16 protein-coding genes and 2 pseudogenes are annotated in these 20,318 nt (G+C 53.3%); 8 read left to right on the top strand and 10 right to left on the bottom strand.

Annotation, left to right across the window (positions count from 1 at the left end):
- Positions 1 to 523: 523 nt before the first annotated feature.
- From F6X59_RS28855 to F6X59_RS00260, 3 genes and pseudogenes are all read left to right on the top strand, one after another.
- Positions 524 to 786 (top strand): annotated as a pseudogene (locus F6X59_RS28855) (IS5/IS1182 family transposase); the annotation flags it as partial.
- Positions 787 to 1,193: 407 nt separating this feature from the next.
- Positions 1,194 to 2,105 (top strand): LysR family transcriptional regulator, encoded by a 912-nt coding sequence (locus F6X59_RS00265; RefSeq protein ID WP_152953876.1) that lies wholly within the window; start codon positions 1,194 to 1,196, stop codon positions 2,103 to 2,105.
- Positions 2,106 to 2,813: 708 nt separating this feature from the next.
- Positions 2,814 to 3,422: a TetR/AcrR family transcriptional regulator gene (locus tag F6X59_RS00260; RefSeq protein WP_178120019.1), complete on the top strand. Its 609-nt coding sequence runs from the start codon at positions 2,814 to 2,816 to the stop codon at positions 3,420 to 3,422.
- Positions 3,423 to 3,944: 522 nt separating this feature from the next.
- On the opposite strand, the gene F6X59_RS00255 is transcribed toward F6X59_RS00260, so the two are convergent.
- The 5 genes from F6X59_RS00255 to F6X59_RS00235 all read right to left on the bottom strand — a co-directional run bounded on the left by F6X59_RS00255 (position 3,945) and on the right by F6X59_RS00235 (position 8,365).
- Positions 3,945 to 4,571, bottom strand: a complete 627-nt coding sequence (locus F6X59_RS00255; protein WP_218572239.1) for an NAD(P)H-dependent oxidoreductase — start codon at positions 4,569 to 4,571, stop codon at positions 3,945 to 3,947.
- 63 nt (positions 4,572 to 4,634) lie between these two features.
- Entirely contained in the window at positions 4,635 to 5,003 is a 369-nt protein-coding gene (locus F6X59_RS00250; RefSeq protein ID WP_080708157.1) for a nuclear transport factor 2 family protein, read from the bottom strand.
- Positions 5,004 to 5,057: 54 nt separating this feature from the next.
- Positions 5,058 to 6,494: a cytosine permease gene (locus F6X59_RS00245; protein ID WP_013972322.1), complete on the bottom strand. Its 1,437-nt coding sequence runs from the start codon at positions 6,492 to 6,494 to the stop codon at positions 5,058 to 5,060.
- The gene (locus F6X59_RS00240) at positions 6,491 to 6,643 is read right to left on the bottom strand and encodes a hypothetical protein (protein WP_152953874.1); all 153 of its coding nucleotides are present in this window, start codon (positions 6,641 to 6,643) and stop codon (positions 6,491 to 6,493) included. The genes F6X59_RS00245 and F6X59_RS00240 overlap by 4 nt, the downstream gene beginning before the upstream one ends.
- Positions 6,644 to 6,706: 63 nt before the next feature.
- Entirely contained in the window at positions 6,707 to 8,365 is a 1,659-nt protein-coding gene (locus F6X59_RS00235; protein WP_013972323.1) for an amidohydrolase, read from the bottom strand.
- A 239-nt stretch (positions 8,366 to 8,604) separates the two neighbouring features.
- Between F6X59_RS00235 and F6X59_RS00230 the strand changes: the two genes are divergently transcribed.
- From F6X59_RS00230 to F6X59_RS00220, 3 genes are all read left to right on the top strand, one after another.
- Positions 8,605 to 9,558 carry a GTP-binding protein gene (locus F6X59_RS00230; RefSeq protein WP_013972324.1) on the top strand — a complete coding sequence of 318 codons (954 nt, stop codon included), beginning with the start codon at positions 8,605 to 8,607 and terminating at the stop codon, positions 9,556 to 9,558.
- Between the two features lie 41 nt (positions 9,559 to 9,599).
- Positions 9,600 to 10,715, top strand: coding sequence for a 3,4-dihydroxy-2-butanone-4-phosphate synthase (ribB, locus tag F6X59_RS00225; protein WP_152953873.1), 1,116 nt, complete (start codon positions 9,600 to 9,602; stop codon positions 10,713 to 10,715).
- 62 nt (positions 10,716 to 10,777) lie between these two features.
- A complete protein-coding gene (locus tag F6X59_RS00220) occupies positions 10,778 to 11,788 on the top strand; it encodes an Lrp/AsnC family transcriptional regulator (RefSeq protein ID WP_080563773.1) in 1,011 nt (336 codons plus the stop codon).
- Positions 11,789 to 11,880: 92 nt separating this feature from the next.
- Here the strand turns inward: F6X59_RS00220 and F6X59_RS00215 are convergent, their stop codons facing one another.
- The 5 genes from F6X59_RS00215 to F6X59_RS00195 all read right to left on the bottom strand — a co-directional run bounded on the left by F6X59_RS00215 (position 11,881) and on the right by F6X59_RS00195 (position 18,143).
- Positions 11,881 to 13,383, bottom strand: a complete 1,503-nt coding sequence (locus tag F6X59_RS00215; protein ID WP_013972327.1) for an aldehyde dehydrogenase family protein — start codon at positions 13,381 to 13,383, stop codon at positions 11,881 to 11,883.
- 24 nt (positions 13,384 to 13,407) lie between these two features.
- Complete coding sequence (locus F6X59_RS00210) at positions 13,408 to 13,710, bottom strand: EthD family reductase (RefSeq protein ID WP_152953872.1); 303 nt, start codon at positions 13,708 to 13,710, stop codon at positions 13,408 to 13,410.
- Positions 13,707 to 14,237: a flavin reductase family protein gene (locus F6X59_RS00205; protein WP_013972329.1), complete on the bottom strand. Its 531-nt coding sequence runs from the start codon at positions 14,235 to 14,237 to the stop codon at positions 13,707 to 13,709. Before F6X59_RS00205 ends, F6X59_RS00210 begins: the two co-directional genes overlap by 4 nt.
- Positions 14,234 to 15,301, bottom strand: a complete 1,068-nt coding sequence (locus F6X59_RS00200; protein ID WP_013972330.1) for an LLM class flavin-dependent oxidoreductase — start codon at positions 15,299 to 15,301, stop codon at positions 14,234 to 14,236. Before F6X59_RS00200 ends, F6X59_RS00205 begins: the two co-directional genes overlap by 4 nt.
- Positions 15,302 to 16,199: 898 nt before the next feature.
- Complete coding sequence (locus F6X59_RS00195) at positions 16,200 to 18,143, bottom strand: methyl-accepting chemotaxis protein (protein WP_013972331.1); 1,944 nt, start codon at positions 18,141 to 18,143, stop codon at positions 16,200 to 16,202.
- Positions 18,144 to 19,238: 1,095 nt separating this feature from the next.
- Between F6X59_RS00195 and prpB the strand changes: the two genes are divergently transcribed.
- Entirely contained in the window at positions 19,239 to 20,126 is an 888-nt protein-coding gene (gene prpB / locus F6X59_RS00190; RefSeq protein ID WP_152953871.1) for a methylisocitrate lyase, read from the top strand.
- Between the two features lie 56 nt (positions 20,127 to 20,182).
- Positions 20,183 to 20,318, top strand: a pseudogene (locus tag F6X59_RS00185) (2-methylcitrate synthase); the annotation flags it as partial.

Raw genomic sequence — 20,318 nt, 5'->3', positions numbered from 1 at the left:
CTAGCGAGGTCTGAAATTTTTGCATTGCTTTTTTGGTTTTATTCTGGATTTTAGTGTGTTTCAGTAATCTCCGCTGGGGTGTGTCAAGTACACGTATTGCTCGCTGGAGTGATAGGTCCAGGCAGTGTTTCTGTATCCTGGCGACGTCTGCGAAAAGCTGACCTTAGCGGTTGGCGGTGTTATATTCTAGTGTTTGAATTTTGCACCGAGCGGCCGGGCTGATGTGGTTCTTGGGTTTGAGTGCTCGTTTGCTACGATTCACAGTAATATGGTGAAACTATGTGACTGCCAGAAACTGGATGCAACCTAAAAAAACTAATTGGCCCATTAGTTTTTTTAGGCAGGGAATTTCAGTCAAGGGGTCGGAGAAGCTGGCATAAGCTTGGCAGTTTGAGGTTAAGGCAGTGGTGTATGCTGCCCAGCTCGACCAAGAATAAGGAAGGCAAGCGCATCAGATGATGAAGGGCAGCCAGTGCTATTCAGCATGAGGGCCATAATGGCGTAACTGGTCCTTCACGGTCATGGCACTACTACGAATAACGCCGACGTGGTAGAAGTCGCAGTGCTTGCTGCATGGTCAAGAACATATCGTCCGTGCACAAGCGGGGGGGGATGCTGATGTTGAAAAGCGACCCGGGCGTGGAGGGGGTAAGTGACCTAGCAGATCGCAGCCCGGCGCGGTACCTGCAAACACCTGAGCAAATGCAGTGCGCTTTACAAGGCCAGACGAAGGATCGAGAAGGACAAAGCTGTGACGGGCGAAGGTCGAACATCCCTTCTGTGGGGCTGTGGCAGTACCGTTTATGGAAGACTTGCCTCTATGGCATGGTCGCCAGCCCCGCTGAGCACCCCGTTTGCGCTGCCGAAACTATGGATGGATCGCTGGTACTTATTAAGTACTGAGGAGCAGCACGCCTGAAAGGCTTACCAAGCAAGGCTCTGTGCCGGGAGATACACATATTTTCGTCTGAAAGTCGAGCTGTGTTTGGACAGAAAGCCGGTCATTACCGATCGCTGAGAAACTTGATCAGAGTTCGCCTTGAATGCGGAAAAGGCGCTCAATTATTTTATGATCGTTGCCCTGTGCGCGAAAAATCTGATCAGTTCGCGCTATTGAATAAAATATCCTATAAGGTCTAGCATAGATGCGTAGAGTTGGACGGCTGACAGTTTTTGGCGAGGTATAGGTTCCCATGAGTAGAAGACTTCCATCGCTATTGGCGATCCGTTATTTTGAGGCAGTTGGTCGCAATCTGAGTTTTACCATGGCGGCTAAAGAACTAAATGTGACACAGGCGGCGGTTAGTCATCAAATTAGGAAGCTGGAAGAGAAAATCAACATTCGGCTATTGACTCGAAAACACCAGGGGGTTGAGTTAACACACGAGGGTGAAATTTTACTGAGGTCAAGTGTCGAGTGTCTTGATAAGCTTGCTGATACATTTGAGGTGATTTCCAATTTGTCAAGCGCGAATAATAGGTTGGTCCTAAGTGTAACTCCGTTGTTGTCCGCAAATTGGTTGCTTCCTCGGCTGAACGGTTTCGTTTCTAATCGCCCTAATGTCGACGTTGTACTGCATAGCTCTTTGAGTTCGCCAGTAGAAGATAGGGAGAAATTTGATTATAAGATTTTTTACTCAAGAGAGGAAATGGAAGATGCTGATCATGAGCTTTTGCTCGTCGACGAACTATTACCGATCTGTAATCCGTCATTGACTAAAGGCCTCACGTCACTTCCGCTTCAAGAGCTTTCAAATTTTAGCTTGATTCACGAATTTGACAGAGAGTGGTGGGTGGCTTGGTGCGAGCTGGCAGGAATTGACCCAGGTTTAGCTCGACGAGGTATGGTTGTAAAGGATCCTGCTCTGTTGGAAAAGGCTGCATTAATTGGAAGTGGTCTAATTCTTGGGTCTTCTTTGTTTATGAGGGATAAGGTTAAATCTGGTGAGCTTATAACGCCATTTGGAAATGCCCTGTCATTAAAGGTCTATTATTATTTGTGTCAAAGTCCGACGGTTAGAGGCGAGGGGGCAAACCAGTTTCGTAACTGGGTGGTTTCTGAGTTTTGTCGTGCAAAAAGAGTGCAGAAAGTTGGGGGCGTCTGAGTTGTTGGTGCTGATGCTGAACTTGCGGGATTGTGGGCTCAAACAAAAAAATGATTAATCTTGTCTCGGTTGAGTGAAGGTTGTTGTGTTCTGTGGGGGATGAACTGAAGGGGGTGAAAGAGTAGCTTTCCTTCCTAGGGTGGAATGAGTTGTGGTTTCTGCTTAATTACTTTCAGAGGCTTGCCCTGCTGCCTTTTTATCGATGTAACCCTATGGTTTGCATTTGCATTTGCATTTGCATTGCCCTGTATTGTCTAAGATAGTAGTTGTGCATCTTCCATAGTGGATAGGCATCTATTCTAGATTAAGCTGAAACTGTTATACCAGTTTCAGCTGTTATCAAAAATAATAGGCCTATTATTTCTTTTTTCTTGCGATCGTCATGCGCTGAGAGCATCGTGTTAGCGGGGTTTAGCAGCTGTGCTTGGTGCGGGATCTGTTTTATGGTCGAGAGTCGAGGTTTTATCGGTGCGACCTGAGAAAAGCAAACTGCACTACTTGCTAGAATCCTGCCCGCAGGCCAGTGAGTGGTTGGTTAAGGTGGGTAATACACTAGATTCTTAAGTCAATGATTTTATAGTTTTTTTAGAGCATCTGGTGAGTTTTTTTCGAAAATTTCTTGCGCGAAATCTGCGTAGTCACTAACTTAGGCCTGCAAAAAAAATGAACAGAGCGATTCACCCCGCTGCGTTGTCGGAAGAGGAATGCTTGATTGCTTCCGTAGAAACCGCTGGTTCGCGATTTGAGGAGATTCGCAATAAGGCACTAGAGCTATTTGCCGAGAGAGGATTTGCAAAAGTCGGTATGCGCGAACTTGCACAGCATTTGGGGATGGGGTCGGGATCAATCTATCACCATTTTGCGAGTAAGGAGCAGTTGCTCTTTGAGGCTATTGAAGAACTCTACGAAGACATATTGGAGGCGGCGGCTATAACAAAGCATGTCGCCGGTGATTGTTTCCAGGCATTGCTCTATGCGCATGTAGATTTGCACGAGCATCGTCGTATTTGTTTTTTGCTGAGTGAACAAGAGTTTCGTTATCTCGCACCCAAGCATCGGCAATTGATATTGCTGATGCGTCGCCGCTATGAGGATATCTTGCTGCACCGATTAATCGACAAAGGAGCACAACCCGCTACTCCTGTGTTGCGTGCAACTGTGCGTGGCATTGTTGCTTGGTTGAATAACCTTTCGGCCTGGATGAATTTAGATGAGTTGGAGCCTTGTGAAAGGTGCGAAGTAGTTGATAATTTCGTGAAGGCAGCACTGGCTGCTGCCTTCCAACAAGAGATATCGGATAAAAAAGTTGCCAGTTGAGGTGGGTCACGTTTATCACTGAGTTGCTTAGGCAAGGGGCGGTGAGTGTATTTTCAATGGGTGCAAATGTTTGTGTTATTGTAAGTCTGCTTTCTAATTTATTATCTATCTCCTCTAAGAAAAGAATAAGGAAACAGACTAGAGTAGTCATGCTTGAGCCCTGAAGAACGCGATTTGCAGGCCCGCTTAGTGAATGGGTTGATAACGATCTAGTGATTTATTAATTACAAGAAATCAACCTGCTTGGTACTCTCCTGGCCCAAGGTGGCAGGCTTTTGTCCATATTGAAGACCGCACGGATACATCAGGGTCAGTTATTATTACTGCCAATCGAGAAAAATCGATATAACTACGCCGGGGATCAATTGGACGGTATGGTCCGTATCCCTTGGTGTGCGGTTAAAATAGCGATGGTTTCTAGCCAGCGTCTTAGATCTGGAAAAGGACAATATCTCTAGCAACGCGGTTGTGAGATGGATTTCCAGTGTCTTTATTTTAATTAAAATTTTTGAGTCTGTATTTTCATTTGTTTTCAGGGTTCTTTAGCTTCCTTAAAAATTGAATGTAATCTCTGGAGCTGGCTTTTATTATTTTAGGGTTGGTATCCTCTGTGATCCCGTAAAGTGCGAACACTCCTTTGTAGCGAGCTCCAACATAGTCAAAAGAAACCTTGAAAGGGGTGAGTATTTCACTCAGACTATACTTGTAGCGCCCATTTTTTTGAAAGTCACCCTCGGATATACCAGCTGAGACCGCGATTGCTGTTGTTCGTCCTTTCATGCTTTCACCATTTTTGCCATAGGCCCACCCATATGTAAACACATCGTCAAGCCATTTCTTTAGCAATGGTGGGCAGTTAAACCAATATAGAGGGAACTGTAAGACTAACTCGGAGTGCGACTCAATTAATTCCTGCTCTCTGCGGACGTCTATTATGCCGTCGGGATATTCTTTATATAAGTGGTGGGTTGTGAACTCGTTTTGGTAGGTATCAAGTTCGGTTGTCCAAGCGCTGTTTGCGATGCCCTGATCAAGATTTGGGTGTGCTACGACGATTAGTGTTTTATTCATTTTTTCATTAAGCTGATGGGTTTGTGTTAGGTTTGAGTCTTGTTGGTTACATGACTTTCCCTGTTTTTTGTTTTGCAATTGCTGACTTTTGAATTGCTGGACTTTAAGGTTGGTTCGACTTCGGGTGTGGTGTGTATGGTCCTAGGTGTGTTTGTAATATGTATCTTTTCGCATGATTTTTCCCTCCGAGAATTCCCAGATGTCACAGCCAATGGCATCTAATTTTTTTCCAGTTGGAAGGGTGGCTTTGACTCGGAACTCAGATACCGCTTTGTGTCCTGATATCCAGGTTTTACATTCACTCCAGTTGATGTCTGGACATGATGAAAATCTAGAGCGCAACGCCATGCCGATCGCTTCTTTGCCCTGTATATACGTTCCGCGACAATTGTCGCCGCCGGAACTAATCATGATGCCGTTATTGCTGAAGTAGCTGAGTACTTTTTCAACATCATGTTGATTGAAGGCATGAATGATGTCATCAATGATTGTTGATGTGAGTGCGGGCATAAGTGTTACCTTGTTTTGAATTGTGGCCCGCTGGATGAGCGGGCCGGTTGAGACTCAGAAGGGAGATAGGCTCTTGGTGCTGACGGGGCGGGCTATGTTGTCGTAGCCCCCCTTTTTAGCCGGTATTACAAACAAACGTGTTACTAGTAAAAACACCAAGCTCGCAGTTCCGGCGGAAAGAATTGAGGCTGGAACCAGTGGGTAAGGGAAGTTTGATACGTAAGTCAAGGGGTTGAGTGCGTAGATATAAGTGCCAATTCCCGCCACCATTCCCAAGACTGCAGCCGGGTTTACGCCTTTCCAGTATCTATAGCTAGGTTCATTTTCGTCAAATAGTCCACGGACGTTGATTTTTCCGCGCCTTAGCAGGTAATAGTCGATGATCTGTATGCCGCACAATGGAGCAAAGCCCACCCCGATGAAGGCCAGGAAAGTCGAGAAATTGTTGAAGAATAAGTTCGGAATCGCCAGGCCAACAATCGCAATCGGGGTCACTATCAACACCAACAGCACTTTCCACGATATCTGTTCAAGCGCCTTGTAATGGCGAAGACCCAATGCGGAGCAGTAGATGCCTGCGACCGCGGTACCCAGATTGGCTGCAGTCACGAACGCAAGTGAGATGATTGCATACGTGGGGCCGCCAACAGTTCGTAGCCATTCGGAGGGGTCGGAAACTTTCAATACCAGCACGCCCGCCACGCCGATCAGGCTCAACGCTGCGACTGAGCCGCCTAGTCCAATTAGTGCAGGCACTGCTGCTTTGCGACCATTTGGTACCATTCGAGACATAGCGCCCACGTAAGGCCACCAAGACAGCGAGGAGGCGATTCCCAACTCAAGACCTGTGACGAAATTCCACAGAGGATCGGGCGATGCGGAGGCTGGTTTGGCCATCGCGAGATCCTCCCAACGCTCATTGACGATGATGTAGAGCATCCAAAGGCCTACGAACACGTGAGCGACCAGAATTTTCGCTACCCTATCAACACCCCCGGACCCCTTGAGCAGCAGCAGCATTACAAGGATGCAGGCAAACAGTGTCGCGCAAGGCTCGATGATTCCACTTTGTTCAGGTGTGGCCAAGCCGACCGCGACAAGAAACTGTGCAGCGGATTTACCAAAGAAAATCAGCAAAAGGCAGTTCCAACCGAGAATGGAAAGAAACTGCAAGGTTGCCGGTATTACCCAGCCTCTGGAGCCGAACGCGGGTTTGCTTGACGCAATCGAGTCAACCCCGAAACGGCAACAGATTGGCAGTGCTGCGAGTACGGTCAGCAACATGCCGAACATGCAGCCCGCCGTCAGAGCGGCAAAGCCCTGTTTAAAGTTCAGGTAGTAGCCAACGTACTCACCAATGATATAGCACCATGTTGCTGCACCCGCAGTGGTCAGGGCGATCAGCAACTGCCAGCTCCCCCAGACGCGTTCGGCCGGGAGGAGCGGCCATGCGGATGTATCAGCCGCGACGTCCAGCGTATCTTTGCTCATGCCCACCCCCAGACTGCGACGGCAACCGGAAGGATGACGCCCAGGACGATGAGCCAGAACCAGGCCGTGGCGTCAAAGTCGGCACCCTGGTTGTGTTCTTGTTCCAGCAAACTTATTCTTCTTTCAAGTTCCAGCGGTAATGCACGCATTTTTGTATCTCCTGCAACCTTTTCTTGTGAGGACCGGCTATTGCTAGCCGGCTGAATTGGCAGTTAACAGGTAAGGTTAAGAGCCGTGCGTCCTTGCGTGAGCACGTATTCCACTTTTAGTTTTCTAAGGTCATCAACGGGTACTGCAAAGGGGTCGCGATCCAAGGCAATAATGTCGGCCAACTTGCCAGGCGTAATGCTGCCTCGGATGTCTTCTTCTCCCATGGTCGCTGCGGCATCCAGTGTGTGCATGCGCAAAGCTTGCTCCAAGGTGACGGCTTGCTCAGGGTCAATGAAATTGCCGGAGTAGGTTTCGCGCTTGACACAGCACCAGACACTGAACAGCGGGTTGGTGGCCTCGCGTTCTGAGCCAATCCAGACATCCGAACTGCCGGACAGGCGCCAGCCTTGGGCAAGCAGATCTTTGAACGGGAAGCGTCCGATTCGGCCAGTTTCACCCAGATAATCGGGGAAGTACTCCCCGAAGGTGTAGATGAAAACTGGCTGCGGGACGGGAATGATGCCGGCGGTTGCCCACGCTTCCATGGTTTTCTGGCGAGGCATGAAGTTGCCAGCATGCTCGATGCGCATACGAGTGCGACCACTGCTCGCGCCGCCCATGGATTGCACCAGTTCGCATAGCCATTCTTGGGCACGATCGCCGTTTGCGTGAACCGCCAACTGCAGGCCGCTTTTTTGCGATTGCTCGTACGCCCTGCGGAAGAAGTACTTGGGGAAGGCGATTTCACCACATTGGCCATTCATGCCAAGGTAAGGGCAGCTCACGGCGGCGCTTTTGGCTGAGAAACCACCGTCGGCGAACAGCTTGATGCCCTGCATGCGGATCATGTGTTCCGATGCATTGAGTTGGAATTTGTCTTGCCAATTGCAGGCGTCGTCGAGCTCCATCGTGCCTGGCGCCCAAATGTACACACGCATGGCAACTGGCAATTCACCTTCACATGCCATTTCATCCATGCATTGAATACCCTCGACGGTCTCGGAGATTTCTCCGATTGTCGTTACCCCAAAGCGGGTGAAGTATTCGAACAAACCTTCCTTTAGCGCGCTTTTCAGGGTCGAGCGGTCGCAGCCCGGAAAGGGCAGCAAGGTGTCCATTTCCTTCACCACGCCGGTGGGGTCACCGTGTTCATCTCGTTCGACGATCGGCAGGCCGGTCACACTGAATTCGGGGGCGACATAATTGCGGTCGATGCCGGCCACTTCGAGCGCCTTGCTGTTCAGCACGGTAATGTGTCCACCGGCGCGCACGGCAATCGGTGAATCTGTACTGACGGCATCCAGCTCGGCCTTGCTGGGAAGGCGGCCTTCCTTGAGCTTGCGGTCAAAGAACAGATTGCCTTGGCCGACGATCCATTCGCCGGGTGCTCGCTCATCACGGGCTTTTGCCAAAAGCGCGCACACCTCTTCAATCGAAGAGCACTCAGGTGCTCGGCAATCGATGGTGTTGAAGGTGGTGCGGCAAACCACTTCCGCATGGGCATGCACATCAACGAAGCCTGGCATCAGCGTGCGGTTGCCCAGGTCGGTTACGACTGTCGATGCCGTACGGAACTGCTCGACTTCGTCGCGACGGATCAACCTTACGATCCTGTCGCCGCGAATGATCACGCCTTGCGCTTGCGGATCTGCATCGGGGCTCATGGCAATCACCTTCCCGCCCAAAAGAATTCTCTCGGCCGGTGCTTCTCTTTCGATCATCGTTGCTTCTCCATTGCGGAGTTCTCAAGAAACTAACGCTACAGACGTCGCGCTGCAGCAGCCGTCTATCAGATTCGGAAAACGTGCTTTCTGTCTTGAAAATTTCCGCTTTTGTTTTTTTTCTTAGCGAGATGATACATAATCAGCAACGAAAGTAGATGTCAACGTCTTTTTTCCCGGTCATGCCTGGTTTCCGCCGGGCGACACCGTTGCTGTAATCTGCCGATGGAGCAAACACGATGAAAATTCCAGTCACTGTATTGACGGGCTATCTGGGGGCAGGGAAGACGACGCTGCTCAGGCGCATGCTTGCAAATCCAGGCGGGAAGCAATTTGCAGTCATCGTCAATGAATTTGCCGAGCTGGGGATTGATTCGGAGCTGATCGAGAGCAGCGATGAACAGGTCATCCAGCTCAGCAACGGATGTTTGTGCTGCTCCGTACGAGGAGACCTACTGAGAAGCTTGGAGCTCTTGGTGCAAAAAGGGGGCTTCGATGCGTTGATTATCGAGACCACCGGGTTGGCTAACCCTGCGCCAATTGCCCAGACGTTCATGCTGGATGACGACCTGAATGATGAGCTGATCCTTGATTCTGTCGTGTGCGTCGTGGACGGTGCGCATATCCAGGGGTATTGGAAACGCCACCCGGAAATCGTTCACCAACTGGCATTTGCAGACACGGTGGTGCTGAACAAGGCAGAACTGCTGTCTGGCAGCAAGGCCCAGCTGGTAGAAGACTTGTTGCGCCGCTTAAGCCCCAGGGCTGAGCTTATCCGCACAAGTCACTGTGATCTTGATGTGCTCGCTCTGGCAGGGCGCGCTGCCTACAGCTTGGACGATACTCGGTTCGACGCCGCATTGCCGCAGACGCCTGTTCTCTTGCATCGGCATGATGATGAAGTCGTGAGTGTCTCGTTGGCTACAGACAGAGATGTAGTCCCAGATCGGTTCATGAAGTTCATACAGACGCTGCAACAAGCCTACGGTGAAGATCTCCTGCGCTACAAAGGCGTACTGTCTCTTACCAACGAACCTCGCCGGTTCGTTTTCCAAGGCGTCCAGGCCATGGCCGATGGCGATGTTCAGCGCCGTTGGGCGGATGACGAACCGCGCGCCAGCAAGCTTGTGTTCATAGGGCGCAATCTCGACGCCCAGGCACTGCGCACTTCCTTCGAAGCCTGCCTGCGCTAGCGCAGGCAGGCATACACGTACAGGCCAAAGAAGACAACAATATGCCTTTTAATACAATCGAATCGATCCTCGAGGACTATCGCCAAGGTAAGCTGGTCCTGTTGGTCGATGACGAGGATCGCGAAAATGAGGGCGATCTACTGATCGCCGCAGAGAAATGCACCCCTGAGGTCATCAATTTCATGGCCCGTGAGGCGCGTGGGTTGATCTGTCTTACCCTGACTGACGAGCATTGCCTGCGCCTTGGGCTCGAGCAAATGGTGCCGAGTAACGGTGCTGCATTTTCAACCGCGTTCACGGTCTCGATTGAGGCGGCTCACGGAGTAACCACGGGGATTTCCGCGGCTGACAGGGCTCATACGGTGCTCACTGCGGTTCGTCCTGGTGCTACCTCTGATGACCTGGTGCAGCCTGGTCATATCTTTCCGCTGAGAGCACGTGAAGGTGGGGTTCTGACCAGGGCAGGTCACACCGAGGCGGGATGCGACCTCGCCCGCATGGCTGGACTCACGCCGGCCTCCGTGATCGTCGAGGTCATGAATGATGACGGAACCATGGCTCGACGCAATGACCTGGAACGATTTGCCGAAAAGCATGGCATCAAGATGGGTACCATTGCTCACCTGATTCACCACCGGCTTGCGACCGAGCACACCGTTGTGCGGATCGGCGAGAGGGAGTTGCCCACGGTTCACGGCACCTTCCGCCTTGTGACGTATGAAGATGTGATTGAAGGCGGCGTTCATATGGCGATGGTCATGGGCGATGTTTGTGGTGACGAGGCGACGTTGGTAAGGGTGCACGCGATTGACCCACTGTGTGACCTCGTTGGTGCTGATTGCGTGACGCCCAGCAGTTGGACGCTTTGGGGTGCGCTGGAAAAGGTGGCATCCGTGGGGCATGGGGTCGTCGTGATTCTGGCAACGCACGAATCTTCGCAAGCGCTGCTCGAGCGCGTTCCACAACTGACCAAACCTAACCGATCGTGCCAGCGCAGTCATTCGCGCACCTATGCGGAACTGGGCACTGGAGCCCAGATCCTTCAGGATCTGGGGGTAAGGAAGTTGCGAAACATGGGGTCTCCTGCCAAATTCCTGGGGTTGGCGGGTTACGACCTTGAAGTGGTCGAGGTATTGGCTGTAGAGGCCGAGTGTTAACACTTGCCCGATAGAGGTGGCGGTGGATAATACCGCCATCTGCCTTCTAGACCGTCAACGACATGAACATAGCCGATCTGCGAGAAGCACCTTCCGTTACACGACTTCAGCCGACGGGGCATGGGCCGCTTTCAGAGCAGCCCTTGTCCGCGACCGATCGAGAAATCATTGCACATCTGCAAGAAGATGGACGCCGCCCCTTTGTCGCCATCGCACGTGAACTGAACATTTCCGAGCGGACAGTCCGCAATCGAGTGCACCAATTGCTGGAGCAGAACGTCATTCAGATCGTGGCACTGACGGATCCCGCTTCGCTGGGGTTCCAGGCAGGTGCGCTGATGGGTATTAGCTTGGACCTGACAGCACCGGTCTCCGCCGTGGCGGAGGCGCTGATAGGAATTGCCGAGGTCGATTACGTTGTTACCACCACTGGTCGTTTTCCGCTTTTCGTGGAAATCATCTGTTCAGACATGGGGCGGATGCAGCGGATTCTGGATAGCCAGGTCGCCGTATTACAAGGCGTTAAGGGCATTGAGGTCTTTCCCTATTACAGCGTTTTTTACCAGAGGGCGCAGTTCTTCGGCCGTGCGCCGACTTCGCAGACGCCGGGCGTCTTGAGCAGGGAGATGGATGAGGTTGACCGCAAGATTGTGCGAGAGCTCAGTTTCGATGGTCGAGCCCCCCTGAAGAACATCGCGATCGCGCTGGACATCTCTGAATCCCAGGTTCGGGGGCGGCTGAATGCGCTTCTCGAATCGGGGTTGCTCAATATCATGGCGATCACCAGCCCAATGAACCTTGAGCAGAGAGCGCTGGCTTGGGTGGCGATTACCGTACGCCCCGGGGTGCGTGTCAAGGATGTGGCTGAGCGTCTGCGGGCGCTCGATAATGTTTCCTACATCACGATTTGTGCCGGCAGATTCGACCTATTTGTTGAAGTGGTGTGTGCGTCGCGGGCGTCCCTGTTCGAGTTGATTGACGACTCCTTACGGATGGTGGAGGGTATCGAACGAATCGAAAGCTTCCCGTACATCGATCTTCTGTACAAGCGGCTAGGGTCTGATCGAGTCTGAAAAAAAGCCGACCAGGTGGTCGGCTAAAAGGGTGATTCAAGCTCCTGCGAAGACGTATCGGAGCCATTCGTGGGAATGGCTCCAGCACGGTATCAATTACAGTTGGTCCATACAGTCTTGGTCTGAAGGAATTTCTCGATGCCTTCCGCTCCGTTGTCACGGCCATAACCAGACTGCTTGTAGCCCCCCCACGGCGCAGCACAGTCGAAGTTGCCGTAGGTATTGATCCAGACCGTACCAGCCTGCAGCGCGGCAGCCACCTTATGTGCTTTGCCGACGTCGCGCGTCCAGACACCGGCCGAAAGGCCAAAGCCGGTGTTGTTGGCGCGGGTGGTGAGTTCGTCGATCGAGTCGAATGTCTGGACCACTAATACCGGGCCAAAAATTTCGTCGGCCACGACCTCCTGGTTATCGGAAGCATTCAGCAGGATGGTTGGCTCCAGGAAGTGTCCGTCGGACAGTGCACCACCTGCTTTGTTGCCGCCCATCACGCACTCAATGCCTTGTGCTTTTGCGCGCTCGACAAAGCCGCTGACCCTGGAGAACTGATCTGCCGAAATAAGTGGGCCAAGGAACGTATCTGGAGAAAGGCCATGCCCAACTTTGAGCTTCGCTGTTTCAGCCATGACGATTTCCAGCACCCGCTCGTAGACCTTGCGCTCAACCATCAGCCGTGAGCCGGCGGCGCAAACTTGGCCGGAGTAGAAGAAAATCGCCATCGCAGCGCTTGCTGCAGCCTTGTCCAGATCAGCATCGGCAAAGATGACGTTGGGGTTCTTGCCGCCCAGTTCCATGGACACGTGCTTGAGATCGCTGGCGGCAGTGCGCACGATGTGCTTGCCCACGGCTTCGGAGCCGGTGAAGGCAATCTTTGCTACGCCAGGGTGTTCCACAAGTGCTTGTCCTGCCACTTTTCCGAAGCCAGGCAGCACGTTCAGTACACCAGGTGGAAGGCCCGCCTCGATTGCCAGATTAGCCAGGAACAGAGCGGACAGAGGAGTCTGCTCGGCAGGCTTGAGTACGACAGTGCAGCCGGCTGCCAATGCAGGAGCCAGCTTGAAGCAGGCTTGGCAGAGTGGGAAGTTCCACGGCACGATGGCCGCAATTACCCCCAGCGGTTCGCGACGTGTATAGACGTGCATTTCCGGAGCGCTGACCGGAATTGTCTGACCGTGCAGTTTGGTTGGCCAGCCAGCGTTGTAGCGCAGTGCGCCAATCGAAAGTTCAATGTCTACTGCGCGGATTTGGGCGGCAGGTTTGCCGCTGTCCAGGCTCTCGATCTGGGCGAGGTCATCGGCGTGTTTTTCGATAAGGTCGGCCAGCCGGCGGATAATCGCTTCTCGCTCGTTTGGCAGCATTTTCGCCCAAGGCCCAACCAGTGCACGGTTGGCGGACGCAACCGCTACTTCTACATCGGCGATCCCTGCTTCGGAAACATTAGCGATCAGCTGGCTGGTCGCAGGGTCATAGGTAGGAAATACTTTACCTTCGCAAGCGTCTACGAACTGATTGTCAATCATCAGCTTCATTGGCTGCTTCAAAAAGGCCCGAGCGTTGACGCTCAGGTGTTTCAAAGGGTCCAGTGGTAGATTCATGGCAAGGCCTCACTCTGATTGTTTTTAGAAGCTTTCAAATTCGCAGGTGTAGATCTGGCAGCCGCCGCTAGCAAAATTGCCAACGTCCTGAACGGCGGCAACGCCTTCGGGGGATGCCAGTGAAGTGTCCAGATCGGCCTGGTCGCGGTAGGTCAAGATCGCGATGGCATGCCAGTTCTCGGCATCGGCGCCTGCATCACTGAGGCTGGCTTCGAAGCCGGCCAGCAGAGGCATTTGCTTTACCAGCGGCACGTGCACGTCGCGGTAGTGGCGCTCGAATGCGCACGTGTCTATGGGAATGCCATAAACCACCACCACCCGCTTCATGCTTGCGCTGCCTGTTGTGGCACGCCGAACATTTTGCGGCGGTGATACAGAAGCGGTAGCTGCTCGCGGTTATGGTCGATATGGCGGATGTGTCCGGTCACTATCAGGTGATCACCGCCTGGCAAAACATCTGCGACCTCGCACGCCAGCGCGCAATTGGCGTCGCTCAGTGTTGGCAGGCCAAGTTCACCTCGGTGCCAGCTGACAGCAGCGAATTTATCTGTGGACTTACCCGCAAACAGCATGGCCAGTTCTTCCTGGCCTTCGCCCAGCACGTGAATCAAAAAGGGCTTGCCTGCTTTCAGGTATTCAAGGGTCTTCGACTTGCGATCGAAGCACGCCAGCATCATTGGTGGGGAGGCAGACAGCGACGAGACGGCGGAGAGCGTCGCACCGACCGGTTGGCCATTATCGTCCCAAGTGGTGATGATCGTGACCGCTGCCGGAAAGTCGGCCATGGCATCCTTGAATACCTGAAGGTCGATACCTGCCGCCTCGATTGGCGCTTTCAGTTGGACTTGGCTCATTTGCCACCCCCATTGATGACAGGCATGACCTCGCGACCGATCAGTTCGATGGAACGCATGATGTCTTCGTGTGGAATGCCATCGATGCGCAGCAGAATTTCGTCAATGCCCATTTGTTCGAGTTGGCGGATGCGCTTGATGAAGTCATCCGGGTCGCCAACCATTACCGAAGGCGTTTCCGAAATCAGGAAGTCCATGTCGCCTTCGTGTTCGAGCAAGCGCAGCATGCGGCCATCCAGGTACTCGTAAGAGCCCTTCTTACCGAGCGGGGCATACAGGTCGATGATGAACTTGAAGTAGCTGGTGGTGACATTGCGGGCGATGTCTACCGCACGAGCACGCGTGGTGTCGCAGAAGGCGGTGGCAACATACAGCCCGGCTTGCTCCGTGCGGCGTGGAATGGTGCTTTTGTTGGTGGCCAGGCCGGCACGATAGGCATCGATACATTCCTGGAGGTAGTCGAAGCCGAAGTAGTTCTCGAAGCTCAGTACGCCGATACCGCGCTCACCCGCGTTGCTGTGGGTCTGGACGCTGGAAGCCGAGACATAGATCGGCGGGTGTGGAGTTTGCAGTGGGCGTGGAACGATGGTGCGAGGAGGAATGTTCCAGATCGGCCCTTCATGTTGCAGTGTTTCGTCGGCAAAGGCCTTGACCAGCACTTCCATGCCATCTTCCCACTGCGCGCGGGTGGTGCTTGGATCGACGCCAAAGGCTTCAAGGGTAACCAGGTTGTTGGAGCGAGCAGTTGCAATTTCGGCGCGGCCGTTGGAGACAATATCCAGTGTCGAAGTGCGCTCGGCCACCAGGATTGGATGGTTCCACTGCAGCATGACCGCGCACATGGTGCGCAGTTTGATGTCCTTGGTTTGCGCGGCGATGGCTGCATAGAGCACTTCAGGTGCGGAAACCGTGAATTTTGGAGGGTTGAAGTGTTGCTCAGATGTGCCCCAAGCGTAGAAGCCAAGCTTATCGGCTAGGCATGCCTCAGCGATCATTTCCTGATAACGCTGTGCAACACTGACGCCTTGGATGGTTTCGCCTTCTTGCAACAGGCTGATCTTCATTTTTCGTCTCCAGGTTGGTTTTTGTTTTCCGGTTTCCGCAGATTAGTCTTGAAATATGTCCTGTTTCAAGTTTTTTGTGTTTTTTTTTGGCGTTTTCTGTTTTCGCTGCCTGGCTGCCGCCCAGTGCAGTGCGGGGTGCAGGATGAGAGAGGGGGAATGGGGGGGAGGGGAGGCTGGATTCGGATGGGCGTTCGACAACCCCATACTCTTGGCCTGAGGAGGTGGGGAATTGCGGGAGATCGACTCAGCGTTTACCTGTCCAGTTCATCCCCTGCGGATTTTGGGCGGAAAGTGCCAGGCTTTTCCTGGGTACACGTCAAACGTCAAGCTTGTAACTCGATCGACTCCTCACGGCGGAGCTGATCAATCAGCGCAAGCGCTCATGCTCCTTGGTCATCAAGTGCGCAGTGGCTTTTTAACTAGATTTTCCCATGGCAAGCTGTTGATCCGAGCCTTCAGCCCGTAAGTCCTCTGCTGCTTGGGTGTCAGCACTTTGCTCGTTGGCTAAGTAAAGCCGCGCTCTGATAGGGGTTGACTCATCCGGCGGCATTGCACCGACTCGATCAGGCCCTGTGACCGTGCGGCTTTTAAGTGGCTGTAGCCCTGATCGAGAACTAGCTTGGTAGTTTTGCGCTTAAGCTCGGGTGTGGAGGTGCGTCGTTGCCTGCTTATCAAGCACCCTTGGGTGGCGGTCATTTCCCCCTAAAGGTGTCCGAGGTCAGTAAGGCTCTACGCGGTGCATTCATTAAATGGGCTGAACGTACTAGGGTTAAGTTTTCTGAGACCTCGGCAAGGAATGGCATCCCAAATTAGTCGATTCCTTCGACCTGCCTCGTCCCTAAAGAAGCGATCCCTCTGAGAGGGCAACTGTTACCAGGAAGTTACATGCACGGTGCTATCATGTTCGGAACCTGCGCACGAGCGCATCCAACTCATTGGACAATCCGGCCAGGCTCTCCGAATCCACCCGTGCGGCCTGGGCCAGTTCGGCCACCAGTTGGGCGTCCCCGTGAATCTGGCTGATGTGCCGGTTGATGTCCTCGGCCACTTGGTGCTGTTCCTCGGCGGCCGTGGCGATCTGCGTGTTCATGTCGCGGATCACATCCACCGACTCACGGATTTGCCCGAAGCTGTCGCGGGCCAGGCCGATTCGGCTTACCGACTGCTGCGACACTTCCAGGCTGGCATGCATCTGATCGGCCACTTCGGCCGTGCGGCTGGCCAAGTTGCCGAGCAGGCCGTCGATTTCGGCGGTGGAGTCGGCAGTGCGCTTGGCCAAGGCCCGCACTTCGTCGGCGACCACGGCAAAGCCACGGCCTTGCTCACCGGCACGGGCGGCTTCGATGGCGGCGTTGAGCGCCAGCAGGTTGGTCTGTTCGGCAATCGAGCGGATGGTGCCGAGGATTGATTGGATAGCGTTGCTGTCACGTTCCAGTTGCTGGATCGACTGCGCCGACTGCTCGATCTCTTGGCTCAAGCGGTCCACGCTGTTTACCGCCGCATCGATCTGTTGCTGGCCTTCGCGGGCCTGTTGTTGGCCGCTGTCGGCCGACTGTGCTGCCTGGCTGCAAGAGCGTGCCACTTCGTTGGCGGTGGCAACCATTTCGTGGAAGGCGGTGGACACCATGTCTACGGCTTCACGCTGGCGACCGGCGGCTTCAGCCATGTCGCTGGAGACGCGGGTGGAGCTGTTGGAGGTGCTGAGGATTTTGCCGGCGGCGGCACCGATGTGCTGAATCAGGGTGCGGATGGACCCCAGGAACTGGTTGAACCAACTGGCCAGTTGCGCGGTTTCGTCGCGGCCACGGATTTCCAGGTTGCGGGTCAGATCACCCTCGCCTTGGGCAATGTCTTCCAGGCCGTTGGTGACGCTGTTGATCGGGCGCACGATGAGCTTGGCGAAGGCCGCACCGACCACGGCGAACAGCACGGCCAGCACCACGGCGATGGCGCCGATCAGCCAAGTCAGTCGTGTGGTGGTCTGCATCACTTCGCTTTGTTCGATCAGGCCGATGAAGGTCCAACCCAGTTGTTCGTCGGGGTAGACGTTGGCCATGTAACGTACGCCATTGAGTTCGATCTCCACCAAGCCTTTGCCGGCCTTGGCCAGTTCGGCGTAGCCGTCACCGAAGCTGGCCAGTTGCTTGAAGTTGTGGTTGGCGTCACGTGGATCAACCAACACATTGCCGTTCCCTTCCATCAGCATCAAATAGCCCTTCTCGCCCAATTTTATCTCTTTGACGATTTTGGTAAGCCCTTTGAGAGATACATCAATGTTGATTACGCCCCCGGGGTTACCAAGCTGGTTGGCTACAGTTCGTACGGTACTGACTAACACCGCATCATCTACGGCAAAATAATAAGCTCCCGTACGAAGGGTTTTGCCAGGGTTTGACATAGCCAGCTGATACCATGGGCGTACGCGAGGATCGTAGTTGCTTACCTTCTGGCCGGCTGGCCAGCCAACGTAACCACCGTCGCTAGTTCCATAGGATATATAGGCATAATTAGGGTGTGTTTCTGCTAGGCGAGTGAAAACGGTAAGTAATTTTTTGTCCTGCTCGCCCAATTCGTACGACGGGTTAGCGTTCATGAACTTGTTCAAATCGCTACCAGTGACGCCGACTAAGGGTTGTGCCGCTAGGTAGTCGACGTTCTGCTGGATGCTCTGGAAGAAGATGCTCATCGCGTTGCTGACCTGGCGCATTTCGCGACTGCTGCCATCAATGAACTCTTCACGGGCTTCGCCGCGTAGGTTGAGAACTACTAGGGTGGCTACAAGGACGACGGGCAGGCATGCAATAACCGCAAATGCCCAGGTTAGTTTCTGTTTGATGTTCATTGATGCTCCCCAAATTGTTATTTTCCATACGTGCGGCAGATGTCGATGGTATCGATAGTGTTCAATTTTTGTTTTTAAAAGTAAACTTGATTATAACAAGGAGTGCGTGCTTTTTGACGATTGTCTAATTTGGCGAGCCGTGTGCGGTCTTCTACTGTTTTTAATTTTAGAGTGCGTGCCTATGAGCCCTAATTATGCCTTTGGGGTGTTATCGATTAAGGCTGTATGTTTTCATGGTCTCAATGGTTTTAAATTTGTTGGCTTTGGCTCTTCAGGTTTTAGAGGTGCTAGTTTTGTTGGGTGGGTGTAGGGTGATGGTTTTTGTTTTCTGTTTTTTTGATTTTAACTAATGATATGTTCATGAATGATGCAGCGGTGCGATTATGGTGTGCAAGTCAATAGAATTTATGCGCGCATTAGATTTATTGGCGTGCGCGTCGGCTTGTGCTTGAAGACAACGTCGAATGGAAGGGGGGGCTTCTTTGGCTGCGTGTCAGGGCCAGGGTTTCGGGCTGATTGTCGACAATCTGTGATTTTTCTCATCAGCTTGTAGATTTTTTAGCTGGGAGGCTCACGCTTGGCATGCGTGAAATTTTCATTTATTCACGTAATTCATTGATTTATATCAGAATTTTACTGCTGCTGAATTCGTCTATCGTATTTATGCGTTGTTCGGAGTTTTTTTGCTTGCAATAATGTGTCGACAATGTGGTAGTGTGCGGGAGTGGCGGTCAGCAGGCGGAGCCTTCTGATGCAAGATTTCGACAGTGAAGGTGAAGTGCTCAAGCGCTGCAGTAGCCATAAATAATGGGCGGTTTCATTAATGCATTGGGCTCACTCTGTTATGTGCCAGCAATGAGCTTGTTTGTCGTCATGATTTTTAGAGGTGCGCATTGCGAGATAACTATGAGTTTGTAGTGGCAGGTGTTATTACCCCGGCCCCTTTGTTGAGCTCTGCAAACGATACTTCAGCCCCTCAAGACGAGGTTTAACGGTCTGCGGGCTGCTTTACCGGTGCGGCGCTACATCGATGTTCGCTCAGTGTTGCCGAATGTTGTTCGCTGACCGCTATTTTCAACAACGATGGAGGTACGAATGACTTTACTTACTGCTGGTAAGCGTTTCCGCGATGCCGTAGCCGCCGAACATCCCCTGCAAGTGGTCGGCGCTATCAACGCCAACCATGCGTTGCTGGCCAAGCGTGCCGGTTTCAAGGCCATCTACCTGTCCGGTGGCGGTGTGGCCGCAGGCTCCCTGGGCCTGCCAGACCTGGGCATCAGTGGCCTGGATGACGTGCTGACCGATGTGCGCCGCATCACCGACGTCTGCGACGTGCCCTTGCTGGTGGATGTCGACACCGGTTTCGGCGCTTCGGCCTTCAACGTCGCCCGCACCGTGCGTTCGATGTGCAAGTTCGGTGCCGCGGCGATCCACATCGAGGACCAGGTCGGCGCCAAGCGCTGCGGCCATCGCCCGAACAAGGAGATCGTCACCCAGCAGGAGATGGTCGACCGTATCAAGGCAGCGGTGGATGCCCGCATCGATGACAGCTTCGTGATCATGGCGCGTACCGACGCTCTGGCGGTGGAAGGCCTGAACGCGGCCCTAGACCGCGCTGCCGCCTGTATCGAGGCTGGCGCCGACATGATCTTCCCGGAAGCCATCACCGAGCTTTCGATGTACAAGACCTTCGCCGACCGGGTGCAGGCACCGATCCTGGCCAACATCACCGAATTCGGCGCCACGCCGCTGTACACCACCGAAGAATTGGCCTCGGTCGACGTGTCGCTGGTGTTGTACCCGCTGTCGGCGTTCCGTGCCATGAACAAGGCTGCCGAGAACGTCTATACCGCACTGCGACGCGACGGCACGCAGAAGTACGTGATCGACACCATGCAGACCCGCATGGAGCTCTACCATGCCATTGGTTACCACGCCTTCGAGCAGAGCCTCGATGCGTTGTTTGCCCAGAAAAAGGGCTGAGTGGCTTCAGGACTAATGATTAGCCTTCAACAGGAAATTCAAGGGTGGAGTAACTCATGGCCGAAGCAAAAGTACTCAGTGGCGCAGGCTTGCGTGGTCAGGTGGCTGGGCAGACCGCACTGTCGACCGTGGGCCAGGCCGGTGCCGGCCTGACCTACCGTGGCTACGACGTCCGTGACCTGGCCGCCGGTG

The sequence above is a fragment of the Pseudomonas sp. MN1F genome (assembly GCF_009391885.1).
Classification (GTDB): Bacteria; Pseudomonadota; Gammaproteobacteria; order Pseudomonadales; family Pseudomonadaceae; genus Aquipseudomonas.
Note: the sequence above shows the minus strand (reverse complement) of the source record. Positions and strands in the feature narration are given on the sequence as shown.